This window comes from Candidatus Tumulicola sp. (genome assembly GCA_036490475.1).
Lineage (GTDB): Bacteria > Vulcanimicrobiota > Vulcanimicrobiia > Vulcanimicrobiales > Vulcanimicrobiaceae > Tumulicola.
Genome location: DASXDT010000006.1, coordinates 809,373 through 823,913 on the forward strand (window position 1 = coordinate 809,373; position 14,541 = coordinate 823,913).

The 14,541-nt window shown below is 61.5% G+C and carries 12 protein-coding genes; 5 read left to right on the top strand and 7 right to left on the bottom strand.

Annotated features, from left to right (window positions below):
- Nucleotides 1-88 precede the first annotated feature (88 nt).
- From VGF98_11295 to VGF98_11305, 3 genes are read right to left on the bottom strand one after another with little or no spacing between them, the layout of a single operon-like run.
- Nucleotides 89-2,239 (bottom strand): prolyl oligopeptidase family serine peptidase, encoded by a 2,151-nt coding sequence (locus VGF98_11295; protein ID HEY1682214.1) that lies wholly within the window; start codon nucleotides 2,237-2,239, stop codon nucleotides 89-91.
- Between the two features lie 13 nt (nucleotides 2,240-2,252).
- Complete coding sequence (locus VGF98_11300) at nucleotides 2,253-2,672, bottom strand: carboxymuconolactone decarboxylase family protein (GenBank protein ID HEY1682215.1); 420 nt, start codon at nucleotides 2,670-2,672, stop codon at nucleotides 2,253-2,255.
- Nucleotides 2,672-6,907 (bottom strand): multifunctional oxoglutarate decarboxylase/oxoglutarate dehydrogenase thiamine pyrophosphate-binding subunit/dihydrolipoyllysine-residue succinyltransferase subunit, encoded by a 4,236-nt coding sequence (locus VGF98_11305; protein ID HEY1682216.1) that lies wholly within the window; start codon nucleotides 6,905-6,907, stop codon nucleotides 2,672-2,674. Before VGF98_11305 ends, VGF98_11300 begins: the two co-directional genes overlap by 1 nt.
- A gap of 260 nt (nucleotides 6,908-7,167) precedes the next feature.
- Here VGF98_11305 and VGF98_11310 point away from each other — a divergent pair, with 260 nt between their 5' ends.
- Both VGF98_11310 and VGF98_11315 read left to right on the top strand, forming a co-directional pair.
- The gene (locus tag VGF98_11310; GenBank protein ID HEY1682217.1) at nucleotides 7,168-8,013 is read left to right on the top strand and encodes a dienelactone hydrolase family protein; all 846 of its coding nucleotides are present in this window, start codon (nucleotides 7,168-7,170) and stop codon (nucleotides 8,011-8,013) included.
- The gene (locus tag VGF98_11315) at nucleotides 8,010-9,206 is read left to right on the top strand and encodes a DNA recombination protein RmuC (GenBank protein HEY1682218.1); all 1,197 of its coding nucleotides are present in this window, start codon (nucleotides 8,010-8,012) and stop codon (nucleotides 9,204-9,206) included. The genes VGF98_11310 and VGF98_11315 overlap by 4 nt, the downstream gene beginning before the upstream one ends.
- A gap of 12 nt (nucleotides 9,207-9,218) precedes the next feature.
- Here VGF98_11315 and VGF98_11320 read toward each other — a convergent pair whose 3' ends face one another.
- Together VGF98_11320 and VGF98_11325 are read right to left on the bottom strand one after the other, a co-directional pair.
- Nucleotides 9,219-9,758: a hypothetical protein gene (locus VGF98_11320; GenBank protein HEY1682219.1), complete on the bottom strand. Its 540-nt coding sequence runs from the start codon at nucleotides 9,756-9,758 to the stop codon at nucleotides 9,219-9,221.
- Nucleotides 9,745-10,299 carry a peroxiredoxin gene (locus VGF98_11325; protein HEY1682220.1) on the bottom strand — a complete coding sequence of 185 codons (555 nt, stop codon included), beginning with the start codon at nucleotides 10,297-10,299 and terminating at the stop codon, nucleotides 9,745-9,747. Before VGF98_11325 ends, VGF98_11320 begins: the two co-directional genes overlap by 14 nt.
- A 78-nt stretch (nucleotides 10,300-10,377) precedes the next feature.
- Here VGF98_11325 and VGF98_11330 point away from each other — a divergent pair, with 78 nt between their 5' ends.
- Complete coding sequence (locus tag VGF98_11330) at nucleotides 10,378-11,235, top strand: hypothetical protein (GenBank protein ID HEY1682221.1); 858 nt, start codon at nucleotides 10,378-10,380, stop codon at nucleotides 11,233-11,235.
- Between the two features lies 1 nt (nucleotide 11,236).
- On the opposite strand, the gene VGF98_11335 is transcribed toward VGF98_11330, so the two are convergent.
- Together VGF98_11335 and VGF98_11340 are read right to left on the bottom strand one after the other, a co-directional pair.
- Complete coding sequence (locus VGF98_11335; GenBank protein ID HEY1682222.1) at nucleotides 11,237-11,779, bottom strand: DUF4760 domain-containing protein; 543 nt, start codon at nucleotides 11,777-11,779, stop codon at nucleotides 11,237-11,239.
- An 8-nt stretch (nucleotides 11,780-11,787) separates the two neighbouring features.
- A complete protein-coding gene (locus tag VGF98_11340) occupies nucleotides 11,788-12,936 on the bottom strand; it encodes an acyl-CoA dehydrogenase family protein (GenBank protein ID HEY1682223.1) in 1,149 nt (382 codons plus the stop codon).
- Between the two features lie 45 nt (nucleotides 12,937-12,981).
- Here VGF98_11340 and ftsE point away from each other — a divergent pair, with 45 nt between their 5' ends.
- Both ftsE and VGF98_11350 read left to right on the top strand, forming a co-directional pair.
- Nucleotides 12,982-13,692, top strand: coding sequence for a cell division ATP-binding protein FtsE (ftsE, locus tag VGF98_11345; GenBank protein ID HEY1682224.1), 711 nt, complete (start codon nucleotides 12,982-12,984; stop codon nucleotides 13,690-13,692).
- The gene (locus tag VGF98_11350; GenBank protein ID HEY1682225.1) at nucleotides 13,658-14,539 is read left to right on the top strand and encodes a permease-like cell division protein FtsX; all 882 of its coding nucleotides are present in this window, start codon (nucleotides 13,658-13,660) and stop codon (nucleotides 14,537-14,539) included. The genes ftsE and VGF98_11350 overlap by 35 nt, the downstream gene beginning before the upstream one ends.
- The last annotated feature ends 2 nt before the right edge of the window (nucleotides 14,540-14,541 follow it).

Consider the following 14,541-nt stretch of genomic DNA (forward strand, 5'->3'; position numbering starts at 1 on the left):
GACAGAGAAAGACTCTCTAGCACCGCTCCGTAGTTGGAAGCGGTATGAAGGTCTAACCTCGCGGCTTTATCAGTCATCTACGACGGAATTACCAATCCGTAGGTAACGTAACGTCCAGACTCTTTACCAAGAACGAATAGATATCGGCGGTCGAATCGATGCTCTGCGACAGCATCGTGCCGCCGCCGTGACCGCCCTTTTGCTGGACGCGCAACAAGATCGGCGCCGGGCCGGCTTGTGCTGCCTGCATTCGCGCGGCGAACTTAAAGCTGTGTGCCGGGAAAACGCGGTCGTCATGATCGGACGTCATGATCAAGGTCGGCGGGTAGACAGTTCCCGCTTTGACGTTGGCGTACGGCGAATATTTGTACAGCCAGTTAAAGTTGTCTTGACCGCACGACGAGCAGCCGTATTCGGGAATCCACGCGTTGCCGATCGTGAACTTGTCAAAGCGCAGCATGTCTAAGACGCCGACGCCCGGCACGGCCGCGCCGAACAAGTCGGGGCGCTGCGTCTCGACCGCGCCGATTAGCAAGCCGCCGTTCGATTCGCCCTTAACCGCCAACTTTGGCGTAGACGTGTACTTGTTAGCAATTAAATACTCGGCCGCTGCGATAAAGTCGTCGAAGACGTTCTGCTTGTTGCCCAGCATGCCGCCGTGATGCCATGCCTCGCCGTACTCGGAGCCACCGCGAATGTTCGCAACCGCATAGACGCCGCCCATTTTAAGCCATGCCGCGATAAACGCCGAAAAATACGGCGTCATCGGAATGTCGAAGCCGCCATAGGCATACAGAATCGTCGGTGCGCTCCCGTCGAACGCGGTGCCCTTGCGGTAGGAAATCATCATCGGCACGCGCGTGCCGTCTTTACTTGGGTAGAACACTTCCTTCGTTTCGTATTGCGACGGGTCGAACGACACGCGCGGTTTGCGATACACCGTGCTCGCTCCCGTCGTAATGTCGTACGAATAAATCGTCGGCGGCGTGGTCCAGCCGGCGTACGAATAAAACGTCGTATTGTCGTTGCGAAAACCGCCGAAACCGCTAGCGTCTCCCAGACCTGGTAAATCGACGTTACGTATGAGTTGGCCGTTGCGAGCGTACACGCGAACCGCCGAATGCGCGTCCTGAAGGTACGTGAGAATAAAGCGGCGCCCGACCGACGAGGCGTTCGACAATGCGAACTTCGACTCGGGGATGACCGTCCGCATCGTGCCGGGATGTCGCACGTCGATTGCGACCAGCCGGGTATTCGGTGCGTTCAGCGTGCTCGTAAAGTAGAAGAGCGGTCCGACGTTATCGACGTAGCTCCACTGGGCGTCGCTCTTCCACAATAGCTCGTGCATTTTGTGCCCGGCTTCGCGTAAATCGACGTAGCCGATGCGCGAGTTAATCGATGAATTATCCGAGACGCTCAACACCACGTAGCGTTTGTCTTCGGATACTTGCGCGCCGTAGAACCAGTTCTTGTGATCCGGGCGATAATAGAACTGCGTGTCGGAGCTCTGCGGAGTGCCCAAACGATGCAGCCAGACCGATTGCGCCGAGAGCGCCGCTTTGTACGTTTGTCCCGCGGCCGGTGCCGGATAGCGCTCGTAAAAGAACCCGGTGTCGTCGGGTAACCACGAAGCCGCGGAAAATTTGCTCCACTGCAGGACGTCGGGCAGATCGTTGCCCGAAGCGACGTCGCGTACGTGCCACGTTTGCCAATCCGACCCGGACGTCTGCGTCGCATAAGCGAGCAAACGCGCGTTCCAGCTCGGCGTCTCGCCGCTAGCGGTGACCGAACCGTCTTTCGACAACGTGTTTGGATCGATCAATACGCGCGGCGTACCATCGAGGCCGTGGGTGGTATACAGCACGGCTTGGTTCTGTAAGCCAGAGTTATACGTGTAAAAATATTCGTTCCGCATGTGAAACGGCAAACTGTACCGTTCGTAGTTCACCATCGACTGCAGGTGCGACTTGATCGTCTCGCGCTGCGGGATCGCGTCGAGGTACGAGCGCGTCAACGCGGCCTCGGCACTCACCCAGGCCGTCGTCGCCGCCGAATCGATACTCTCGAGCGGCCGGTACGGATCGGAAACTTGCGTGCCGTAATACGTATCGACGGTGCCGTCCGAAGGCGGCGTGGGGTAGGTGAGACCACCGGAGGCTGCCAGCGACGGCGCGGCTGCAGCGACGGAAACGATCAGGCAGCCCGCTAAAGCGGCGCTCGCAATTCGAAGCAATGGCATAATCGCCCGGTTCCTAGGTGGTCGGGGCTGCTCCTCCGGACCGGCTCGGGCTGACGGAGCGTTTGTCGACCACGCGTTTCACGACGGCCAGCGCGTTGAGCGCTTTGGGAAATCCGACGTACGGGATGAGCGTCATCACGGCTTCGACGACGTCGGCCTGCGTCAGGCCGACGTTGAAGGCGCCATGCACGTGCGTTTCGAGCTGGCGCTCGCAGTCGCCCATGGTGATCAGCGACGAGATCGCGATCAGCTCGCGTTGACGCAGGTCGCCCGCGCGCGAATAAATCGTACCGAATGCAAATTCGGTAAGGTACGTAAGGAAGTCCGGCGCGAACTCGCCGTACGTCCGCAGCAAATTGTCGGCGACGGCATCGCCGTCGACCAAGCGCAGGAGCCGCTCGCCGCGCTCGCGCGGCGTTTGTGGCTCCGGCACTATTCGGCCAGCGCCGTTGCGACGATACGCTCCTGCTCGACGGCGTGTTGGCCCGCATAGCCTTCGCTCGGGCTGGCGCGGTAGCCCCGGCCGATGTATTCGATGTCGAATCCGTCGCGCTTACTTTCCAGCAAGCGACGGCGGACGAACGCGCGCGCCCCCATATTCTTCGGCTCTTCCTGTACCCAAACGATCTTCTTGAGATTCGGATAGCCTGCGATGACTCTGTTAATGTCGGCCGCCGGAAGCGGAGCGAGCAACTCGATTCTCGCAACCGCGGTCTTGTGCAGCGCTGCGTAGGTCGCGTGCGCGGTGAGATCGTGATAGATTTTTCCGCTGCACAGAATCAGCCGTTCGATCGCGGCACGGTCGAGCGCTCGCGGATCGTCGATGACCGGACGGAATCCACCGTTGGCCATCTCGTCGAGCGAGCCCGACGCGCTTTCCGCGCGAAGCAACGATTTCGGCGTCATCACAACCAGCGGCACGGCGAGCGGCGAGCGGGCTTGCATGCGCAACAGATGATAGTAGTTCGCTGCGTTCGACGGATAGGCAACGCGTAAGTTGCCCTCGGCGACCAACTGTAAGAACCGTTCGAGACGCGCGCTGGAATGTTCCGGGCCGCCGCCTTCGTAGCCGTGCGGCAGCAGCAGCGTGAGGCGCGTCGTCTGCCCCCACTTTGCTTGTCCGGCGGCAATGAATTGGTCGACGATAATCTGCGCACCGTTGAAGAAGTCGCCGTACTGCGCTTCCCACAACACCAGCGCTTCGGGCTCTTGCGTGGAGTAACCGTACTCGAAGCCCATGCACGCGTACTCTGAAAGCGGACTGTTGTGCAGTTCGAACGACGCTTGGCGCTTGGCGATATGCTGTAGCGGGATCCACACGCCCGACTCTTTGGTATCGTGAAATACCGCGTGACGATGGCTATACGTGCCGCGTTCGGTGTCCTGGCCGGTGAGGCGGATCGGCGTTCCCGCCGTGAGCAGCGATGCGAACGACAACGCTTCGGCCGTACCCCAATCGACGATGCCGCGTTCCGCCACAGTGGTGCGGCGGCGTTCGAACTGCTGGGCCAGCTTGCGATGCATCGTGAAATCGGCCGGCGCTTCGGTCAGACGATCGTTCCACGCCACGAGCTGCGCGCGGTCGACCGGCACCACTTCGGTTCCGTCGAACGTGTTGCTGCCCGACATCTTGCGTCCGCTCAAATGCGTTGCTAAGACGCCCTTGACCGACTTGCGGACGTCCGCCAAGCGCGCGGAGGCTTCGTCGGCCATCGCCCGTGACTGATCGGCCGTCAGCAATCCTTGATTGACGAGTTTGTTCGCGAACAACTCGCGCACCGTCGGATGCGATTTGATCTTTTCGGCCATGTGCGGCTGCGTGTAAGCCGGCTCGTCCTGTTCGTTGTGGCCAAACCGGCGGTAGCCGATGAGATCGATCAGCACGTCTCGACCGAACGCACGACGGAAATCGACCGCGAAGTGCACGGCCGCAATGGATGCGTCGACGTCGTCGGCATTGACGTGCACGATCGGGACGTCGAAGCCCTTTGCGAGGTCCGACGCATAGCGCGTGGAGCGTGCGTCGGCGGCATCGGTCGTAAAACCAATTTGATTGTTGGCGATCAAATGCACGGTGCCGCCCGTCGCGTATCCGCGCAGCGACTGCAGGTTGAAGACTTCCGAAACGATACCTTGTCCGGTGAACGCGGCGTCGCCGTGGATGAGAATCGGAACTGCGCGGCGGACGTCGTGCGGCGCCTCGCCTTGACCGTGATCGGTTTGCAGCGCACGCGCGCTGCCTTCAACCACCGGATCGACCGCTTCGAGATGGCTCGGATTGTGGGCCAGCGTGACGGCGATCGACTTGCCTTTCGACGTGACGAACGTGCCGGTGGCGCCGTGATGATATTTTACGTCTCCCATCACATCGTCATCGCCGAGTTCGCCGCGATACTGCGCGGCCTCGAACTCGGTCATCACTTCTTCGTAAGGCGTATTGACGACGTGCGCGATCACGTTGAGACGGCCGCGATGTGCCATGCCGAGTACCGCGTTGGCAACGCCGTCGTCGGCGAACATGTCGAGCATTTCCTCGAGCATCGGCACCATCACGTCGAGGCCTTCCCCCGAAAACGTTTTTTGGCCTAAGAACGTCTTGCGAACGTAGCGATCGAACGCTTCGACGCGCGTTAACCGCGCGAGCACTTCGATTTGCCGCTCGGGAGATAGCTTGATCTTGTTCTTGCCGGACTCGATGTAGTCGCGCAGCCACGCGCGCTGCGTCGCGTTCGAGATGTGTTCGATTTCGTATGCGATGCTCGAACTGTACGTTTCGCGCAGACGCGGCAGCACGTCGCCCAGCGTGTTGCCCGGAACCTTCACTTGCAAGACGGAGGCCGGGATGGCATTTTGCATCGCCGGGGTCAATCCGTAGGTTTGCGGATCGAGCGACGGATCGCCGACGGGTTCGGTGCCGAGCGGATCCAGATTGGCTGCTAAGTGGCCGTGACGGCGATATGCCGACACGATCGCCATGCCGGCCGCAACGGCGCGCAGCATCTCGTCGGACGGCGCCGGCGCAACTGCGTCGTGTGCCGCGCGCGGAACGCCCGGCGTTGCCGGAACGGACGCCGGCTGCAGATCGAACGACGCGAACACGTGCTGGAAGAAATCGTGACGGCCTTGCAGCAGTTCGTCGATGTACCGCAAGTACTCACCGGATTGCGCACCCTGTACCACGCGATGATCGTACGTGTTCGTCATCTGCATGACTTTGGAAACACCGAGTTGCTGCAGCGACTGTACGTTTGCGCCGGCAAACCCAGGCGGATAGCCGATCGCTCCGGCCGCAACGATCGCACCTTGACCCGCCATCAATCGCGGAACCGACGCGACCGTTCCGATCCCGCCGGGATTGGTCAACGTAAACGACGCGCCTTGCAGATCGTCGGCGCCGAGCTTGTTGTCGCGCGCTTTTGCAACCAACTCTTCATACGCGCGGCGAAACTCCGCGAACCCAAGCGTTGCGGCGTTCTTAATGACCGGCACCACCAGAAAGCGGCTACCGTCTTTGCGCTCGCTATCGACCGCCAAGCCTAAATGAATGCCCGGCTCGATGCGCTGCGGCGCGCCGTTTTCGTCGCGACGAAACGAATACGTAACGAACGGCATCGTCCGCGCTGCGGTAACCAGCGCGAATGCGATGACGTGCGTAAACGAGATCTTTTCGGTGCGTCCGGCCGCCCGTAATGCGGCGTTAAGTTCCGCGCGACGAGCATCGAGCACGTCGACGTTGATCGTGCGGAAACTCGTGGCCGTCGGAATGGTCAAACTTTGATCCATGTAGGACGTCAGCGCGGCCGCCGGTCCTTTAAGCTGCGTTACGATCGCGCCGGCGGGTACCGGCTGCACGATCGCAAGCGCACCACCGGCGGCGGGGCGTCGATGGGCCTGCCCGGCTTGCGTGACAACATCTTGGCGCAAGATCAACCCGTTTGGGCCGGAGCCCCGCACTAAGGACAGGTCGACCTCGAGTCGTTCGGCCATACGCCGCGCTTGCGGATCGGCGGGGGCGCCCGGTCTGGCCGGAGCTTGTGCCGCCTGCAAAGCCGCTGGCGCCGGAGCTTTGGCTGACGCCGCCTTCGCGGGTGCCTTGGGCGGAGCCGATCCCGCGGAATCGAGCTGCATGAGGGCTGCGCCCACCGGCACCGTGTCCCCGGCCTTCACATCGATGCGGACGACGCGACCCGCGGCCGGCGCGGGAACTTCGACGTCGACCTTGTCGGTCGTCACTTCGACGAGGACTGCACCCTCTTCGACCCAGTCGCCGACCGCGCGACGAACCTCCACGATCGAGCCTTCAGTTACCGACTCGCCCATCTCGGGCAGCGTTACCTCGACGAATACTGGCTCGGCCGGTGCGGCCGCGGCGGAACCGTTGCTCGCGGCGGCATTGCCTTGGCCTTCGGACTGCGACGTATCGATTTCGGCCAGCACGGCGCCGACGGCGACCGTGTCGCCCTCGCCTGCCATGATCTGCGCGATGACGCCTGAGGCGGTCGCCGGTACTTCCACATCGACCTTATCGGTCGTCACATCGACCAGAGGATCGCCTTCGGCGACAAAATCGCCGACGCGCTTGCGCCATTCGACAATGGAACCCTCGGCAACCGACTCGCCCATTTCGGGCAGCGTTACCTTGACCGTCGCTTCCGGCATGAACCTCATTTTATCGCTCTCCTCGAGCCGGGCCTACGACCTAGCCGAGACCGGCCGCAAGTAAGCGAACGTCATCGTCCGGCAAATCGGCCCTCGCGGCCCATGATACCGGTCGTCTTCGTCGCGTCGATTGTGGATGCGATCGATGGCGCGCGCGACGACGTCGTGTCGATCGCGTGCACATCGTTATGCGCGCAAGGCTGAAATGAACGAAGCAACTTTGCAACGTCGAATCGAGGAGGGATAGGTTCGCCGTCAAACGGCATACTATGACTTCGCCCGCAGATCCCAATCGCTCGACGTCGTTACAACTTCGTCGTGGTGCGTTCGTCGGGTTCGTCGCAGCTGCCGGTGCGGCGGCCGGGACGCTCCCGGCATTTGCCGCGACGTTGCCGCCGGTGCCCGAAGACGACCCGAGCATCGTCGTGCAGCACGTCGACCTTGCGAACGGGAAAGACGCGATTCCGGCCTACGCCGCGTGGCCGAAGAACGCGGCCGCCGGCGTGCCGTCAGTCGTCGTCGTGATGCATATCTGGGGCGTCGACACATCGATTCGAGAGGTCGTGCGCAGGCTCGCGGCGGCCGGCTACGCCGCGATCGCTCCCGATTTGTACGCTCGTTTCGGCGCCCCCAGCGGCGACGGCAACAACGATTTCACGACCTTTCGTCCGTATGCGAAAAAACTCGAACGTCCACAGTTTGTCGGCGACGTAGCGTCTGCGGCGGACTGGCTCTCGGCGAAGTTTGCGGGAACGAAGACGGCGGTGCTCGGTTTTTGCATGGGCGGACGTATGGCAATGCAAGCCGCTATCGATACGGGCCACCGATTCGTGGCCGTCGCTCCGTTCTACGGATCGTTCGACGACGTCGACCCGGCAACAATCGAAATGCCGTGGTGCGGTTCGTACGGTGCGCGCGACACCAGCATTCCGGCGGATAGCGTCGATGCGTTTGTGGCCAAACTCACGGTTCCGCACGACGTCAAAATCTACGACGACGCCGGCCACGCATTTATGGACGATCATCGCGCGTCGTACGTACCTTCGGCGGCGGCGGATGCCTGGCAACGCGTACTCGCCTTCTTCAAGCGATATATGACGGCAACCCAATCGTGACCGGCTACGTTCTGATCGCCTTCTTGATCGGCGGCGCGATCGGTGCCGCGATCGCCTGGTTGGCGGCGCGCGCCGAGACGGCGGGCCTCCGCGCGACGCTCGCTGCCTCCGGCGACACCCAACGGCTAGCGGTCGAAGCGCTGATCGAGCGAGCGAAGAACGATCTGCGGGACGCGACCGCCCAACGAGCCGGCGAACGCGTCGACGCCGTCGTCGAACCGGTCGCACAAAAGCTGCAACAGATCGACCGTCTGATGACCGAATTGGAATCCAAGCGCCAACACGACGCCGGAAAATTGCACGCACACATCGAGCAATTACTGGGACGGGCCGACCGGCTCGAAACCGCGACATCGAGTCTCACGACGCAAACCTCGACGCTCGTTACGGCTCTGCGCAACCCCGCTTCGCGCGGCAAGTGGGGCGAGATGCAGTTGCGCAACGTCGTGGAGAAGGCCGGAATGTTGGAGCATTGCGACTTCACCGAGCAGCAGACCGTCGCGATCGCAGAAGCGCGGCTGCGCCCCGACATGACGGTTAATCTCCCGGGCGAACGCGTCGTGTTCGTCGACGCAAAGGCGCCGATCGACTCGATGCAGGCCGCACTCGAGGAAGCCGACGACGACAAGCGGCGTTTGCTCGTTCGCAAGCACGCGCGCGCCTTACGCGATCACATCGATGCGTTGGCACGCCGCGGCTACCAGACGGCGGCCGGATCGGCCGACTATGTCGTGCTGTTCGTTCCGGGCGAAGCGTTTCTCGGCGCGGCCTGCAGCGACGATCCAGCGCTGATCGAATACGCACTCGACAAAGGCGTTCTGGTCGCCGGGCCGCTCTCGTTGATCGGACTGTTGCGTACGTTCGCCATGGGTTGGCAGGCGGTACGCCAAGAAGAAAACGCCAAGCGAATTGCAACCATCGGCAAAGTACTGTACGAGCGCACGCTGAAATTTTCGGAACATCTTATCGAGCTCCGCAAGAGCCTCGAGAAGTCGGTCGGCGCGTTCAACAGCGCGATCGGTTCGTATGAGACGAAGTTGCTACCGCAAGGACGCCGGCTGAAGGACGAGGCGTCGCTGAGCGGAGACGAGATGCTCGACATTCCGCCGATCGATATCGTACCGCGCGATATCACCGCGCTCGACACGGGAACCGAACCGCGGCGAATACCGCGGTCGCAGCAACTGTTCTAGCGAGCGCGCCCGCTACGGGCGGCTGGTCCCATCGGTAAAATCGACGCGGACGACTTTATACGAGACGCCGGCCGCACGCAACAGCGGCGCTGCTGCAAAATTTTTCTTGAGTTGCGCGCAGTTGTCGTTGTATCCGCGGTGACCCATCCCGCCTTGCCAATCGCTCAGATTGTGCCAGCCTTCGATCCCGACGTTGGGTGAAAATTCGCCGGTGCGATCGAGTTGCATGGTTCCGAGATCGCCGCCGTTGCGGCCGGAGATCGAAAACTCGAACTGCACCCGGCTCATCGTCTTGTCCGTCACGTTTTTGAACGAGATGCAAGCGACGATCGCCGTCCCATCGCGCTTTACGGCCGCGAACCCGCGGGTAACGTCGACGCCGTACTCGGTTTCTTTGTCGAATGTCGGACTGGCGAACGTGATGGAACGATACGGATTGGGCGTCGGGCTCGGAGACGGCGATGGGCTGGGTGTAGCGGCGCGCGATGCCGGCGCCGCAACGATTGCGATCGTTGCGACGGCGATCGCGGCGACGAGCTTATTGATGCGCACGGTCGGCTTGCCATGCTTTCAACGCATTCAGCGTGTTCGTTACGTGATTTACGGGATCCAGATCGGTGTACGTGTAGATGATCGTGCCGTCCGGCGCGATGACGTACGACGTCCGATTAGCATATTGCGGATGCGAAGCGAGCACCGCGTCGTAGGACGTCTCGACGGTCTGTTTCGTATCGGCGGCGACCGCGAATTTACTACGGCAATCGCTAACGGAGAACTTTTGCAGTGTGGCGAGCGGATCGTGCGATACGCCGATGACCGTCGCTCCTAGCGCCTTATATTGGTCGATCGCGTCGGCGAACTCGTGCGCCTCGATCGTGCAGCCTTGGGTGAAGGCGGCGGGATAAAAATACAGGACGACCGGGCCCTTTTTGAGCGCGTCCGCCAGCGAAAACGTAAAAACGTTGCCGCCCTGCGTGGCTTGCAAGGTGAAGTCCGGGGCCTTCGAGCCGGTCGGGAGCGCGGCCGAAGCCGGTGCGGCGAGCGCCAGCACGGCGGCAACCGTCGCAAGAATAGATGAACGAATCAGCTTCATGGTTCCGTCTTCGCACGAAAAGGTTAAATCTTCCTTGAGCGTGGAGGCCGACCCGGCGGGGGCCGAGTAGCCCGCTCTATGGTTACGGCCGCGGCAACGCCGTCTCCCGACCCGTACGCTCTGTTTTCACAGACGCGTTCGGCGGTGAGCGCGGCTCGATACCCGGGCCGGATCGATTATACGATCGACGTGAGCGGCTACGATGGGAGCGTCGCTAAAGCCAACCATTATCAAGCAATCGACCGCGTCGCCGAGCAGTCGCTGAAGGTCGGCGCCATCAGCGCCGAAGAGAAGGCCGCACCGCCGATTCCGCAAGGTGTCAACGTCAAGTTCGTACTGGGAATTTGCTTTGGGGGCTGTGGCGGCATCGTCATCCCGATGGGCCGTCCGGTCGCGTCGCAAGATCTGCTCGGAGTTCCGCTGCTAACGCCCGCGTACACGTTCGGAATGCAATATCCACTAACGCGGCGCACCACGTCCCAAGCCGATGCCGACGTGGAAGGTCTGCCCGTCATCGCGGTCGTCGCAACGCAGGCGCGCGATTACGCCATCGATTTTGTGGACGTGCAAACGATCGACGACACGCCGGTGTACCACCTCCGATTGACGCCGCTGCGAAATCCAAAAGAGAACCGGCTCCGTGAGCTATGGTCCGGAACCACCGACCATCTGCCACGCAGAGCGATCGTGGCCGGTAACTTTACCGTCGCACCGCTCGTCGACGTTCCATGGACGATCGACTATACCGTGATCGACGGCGCGCCGTATATCCAACGCGAACGAGCCGACGCCGTGCTGTACATGCCGCATCGCCAAGTCGTGCGCGACGCACAAATCTCGTTCGAAGACATTCGCGAGGGTGCGGGATTTATGAACGAGCCGCTCATTCCGTCCGATGCAACCGATACTGCCCTAGAAGAGCCCGGCTCGCGCTAACTTACAGCTTGAACTCGATGTCGCGGAACTGTGCCGGATCGTAATTTCGATCGCCGGTTGGACGCGGTTGTTCTTTCCACCAGACGCTATACACCGCTAGCCATTCGAAGTTCTCGAATAAGTATTCGTTTTCGCGAACGCGGCGTAGGCGCTCGACGAACGGCAGAATCGTGCTCCAGCGATAGCGCAACATAAAGCCGACCGCGTCGACGATCAACGACGCGTCCAGCACGCCCCGCCGCGCCAAACACGAAACGGTTTCGACGTATTGGGCCACGATCGTCAGCGCTTCGTCGTCGTCAGAGTCTTCAAATCGAGCTCGCACGGCTTCGTCGTCCGGATAGCGCGAACCGATGGCTTCTAACTGTTTGAAGGCGCGCACGATTTGGGGATCGGTTAGCTGTCCGATCGCATCTAAAATGGCGAGTGCGTTACGCTCGTGCTCGAGGTGACGGTTTTGCCGCGAAAGGAAATAGGTCGAGAAGGCGAGCGTGCCTAGCGATATGACGACCGACGCGGCGCTAAACGCCTGCTCGGCGGTCATCTCAGATCTTAGAGGCCCATCAAGCGGGCGATGACCACGCGTTGTACTTCGTTGGTGCCTTCGCCGATCTCGTTGATCTTCTGGTCGCGATACATCCGTGAGATCGGATACTCGTCCATAAAGCCGTAGCCACCGTGGACTTGCAGTGCTTCGTTGACGACGCGGTGGGATAGTTCGCCGGCGAACAGTTTTGCAAAACATGCGCTCCGCACGTAGTCGCGGCCCTGGTCTTTCTCCCACGCCGCTCGCAGCATCATGAGCCGCGCATGCTCGATTTCGGTCAACATGTCGACCAGCTTGAACGAGATGGCCTGAAACTTGCTGATCGGCCGTCCGAACGCGTGGCGTTCTTTGGCATAAGCGAGCGCCTCGTCGTATGCGCCCATGGCCAAGCCGATCGATAAGGCGGCTACCGATATGCGTCCGCCATCGAGGATCGTCAGAAACTGCTTATAGCCCTCGCCACGTGGTCCGAGCAAGTTCTCTTCCGGTACGGACGCATCGGCGAACGAAAGCTCTCGCGTATCGGACGCGCGCCAGCCCATCTTGCCGTACTTCTTACTACGGGTGAAGCCGGGCGTATCTTGTGGCACGATAATGTTCGAAATCTCGGGCTTACCATCGGGGCGCTTTCCGGTGACCGCCGTGATGGTCGTGCCGCCACTGATGTCAGTGCCCGAATTCGTGATGAAGGCCTTGGTGCCGTTCACGATCCAGTGCCCGTCGCGCAACTCCGCCTTGGTCGAAACGTTGCCGGCATCGCTGCCCGCATTGGGTTCGGTTAGGCCGAAGCCCCACAGTCGCTCGCCCTGCGCCAACGGAACGAGGAACCGCTCCTTTTGCTCCTGCGTGCCGAACAGATAGAACGGCGTCGCCCCGAGCGAGACGTGCGCCGCCATCGTAATCGCGGTCGACGCGTCCGCGCGCGCGATTTCCATCACGGCGAGTGCATAACTGACCGTGTCGCCGCCAGCGCCGCCATATTCTTCGGGGAACGGGAGGCCCATGAACCCGAGCTGCGCCATCGTCTTCACCAGATCGTAGGGGAACGCGGCTTCGCGGTCCATCTTCTCGGCGCGCGGCTTCACCTCGTCCTGCGCGAATTCGCGCGCCAGGCTTTGGATCGCCTTTTGCTCGTCGGTCAAGTCGAAGTTCATGGCGGAGGTATAGGCCGCACGTCTAGGAAAAGTCCTCTTGCAGCGATGCTCTCACTGCGCAACGTCTCGCTTGTGTACCCGAACGGCGTGCACGCTCTCGACAACGTGAACCTAGAAATCGCGAAAGGCGAGTTCGTGTTTCTCGTTGGCGACTCCGGGACCGGCAAATCCAGCCTGCTTCGTTTGCTCTATCGCGAAGCGCGTCCGACATCCGGCGAGATTACGGTCGACGGAATCCGCGTCGATCGACTGCGCCGCAATCGCATACCGGCACTGCGCCGGCACCTCGGCGTCGTCTTTCAAGACTTCAAGCTGCTGGTCGACAAGACGGTCTGGGAAAACGTCGCCTTCGCCATGCAGGTCACCGGCGCGCACACGCGCGACGTCATGCGACAGGTCCCGCGAGTGCTCGACCTGGTTGGGCTCGCCCACAAGAGCCGGATGTATCCCGGCGAACTTTCCGGTGGCGAGCAACAGCGGAGCGCGATCGCACGCGCGCTCGTCAACAATCCGAAGATCCTGTTGTGCGACGAACCGACGGGAAATCTCGACCCGGACAACGGCAACGAAATCATGGAGTTGCTGTCTCGTATCAATTTAAAAGGCACCACGGTCGTGGTGGCGACTCACAATCAATCCGTCGTCGATCGCATGCGCCGCCGCGTCGTCCGTCTCCAAGAAGGGCGCGTTGCAACCGACGAAGAGCGAGGCTACTATTACCTTGGACTGGGGCAAGGTCAAGTTCTTTCTGGGTGAGGTGTTGCGCAACTTTACGCGCAACGCCGGGATGCAGGTGACGGCCATCGGGACCGTCGCCATTACCATCATCCTCCTCGGAACGTTTCTCTTCGTGCGTGCCGCGCTCGCCGGACTCGGCGGCCAGCTGCTCGATCAAATAACGATTTCGGCAACGGTCGCTGGCAACGCTTCGGCCGCGCAGACGATCGCGCTACGGCGGTTGATCGCGACCGATCCGCGCGTCGCTTCGGTCGAATACATTCCAAAAGCAAAGGGTTGGGCCGATCTGCAACGCCGCTTGCGGGGGCAAATCGATACGTCGCTCATACCCGGCAATCCGCTGCCCGACGTCCTTCGCGTTCGTGCGCGGCATCCCGAACAGGTCCCGGCCGTCGCAGCAAACATCGGCCGGCTATCGGGAATTGGCACCGTCCGCTACGGGCATTCCGAGGTCGTCAAACTCTTACAGCTCGGCGACGTCCTGCGACGCATCGGCGTCGGAGTCATCATCTTGTTCTTTTGCGTGGCCGGTATCATCATCGCCAATACCATTCGCTTGACGGTGTTTGCAAGACGGCGTGAAATCTCGATCATGCAGCTCGTCGGTGCGACAAACTTTTACATCCGCGCGCCATTTATTTGCGAGGGGCTGTTGGACGGATTGGTCGGCACCCTGCTGGCGGTCGTCGTGCTCGGCATCGCTCGCGTAACCATTTGGCCAAAACTCGTTGCGGCGTTGTTGTTCATCCCGCTCAACTCGGTTTCGTTCGAACTCGGGCGGATGGTCGCCGAACTGTTCCTCGTCGGCGGTGCCGTCGGCATCGTCGCGTCGTGGATCGCCGTCGGACGGCATCTACGCGCGTAGCC

Excerpts from the sequence above, each read along its gene's own strand:
- VGF98_11335 (HEY1682222.1), bottom strand. The coding sequence starts at position 11,779 with ATGACCGCCGAGCAGGCGTTTAGCGCCGCGTCGGTCGTCATATCGCTA.
- VGF98_11340 (HEY1682223.1), bottom strand. The coding sequence starts at position 12,936 with ATGAACTTCGACTTGACCGACGAGCAAAAGGCGATCCAAAGCCTGGCG.
- VGF98_11295 (HEY1682214.1), bottom strand. The coding sequence starts at position 2,239 with ATGCCATTGCTTCGAATTGCGAGCGCCGCTTTAGCGGGCTGCCTGATC.
- VGF98_11325 (HEY1682220.1), bottom strand. The coding sequence starts at position 10,299 with ATGAAGCTGATTCGTTCATCTATTCTTGCGACGGTTGCCGCCGTGCTG.
- VGF98_11305 (HEY1682216.1), bottom strand. The coding sequence starts at position 6,907 with ATGAGGTTCATGCCGGAAGCGACGGTCAAGGTAACGCTGCCCGAAATG.
- ftsE (HEY1682224.1), top strand. The coding sequence starts at position 12,982 with ATGCTCTCACTGCGCAACGTCTCGCTTGTGTACCCGAACGGCGTGCAC.
- VGF98_11330 (HEY1682221.1), top strand. The coding sequence starts at position 10,378 with ATGGTTACGGCCGCGGCAACGCCGTCTCCCGACCCGTACGCTCTGTTT.
- VGF98_11310 (HEY1682217.1), top strand. The coding sequence starts at position 7,168 with ATGACTTCGCCCGCAGATCCCAATCGCTCGACGTCGTTACAACTTCGT.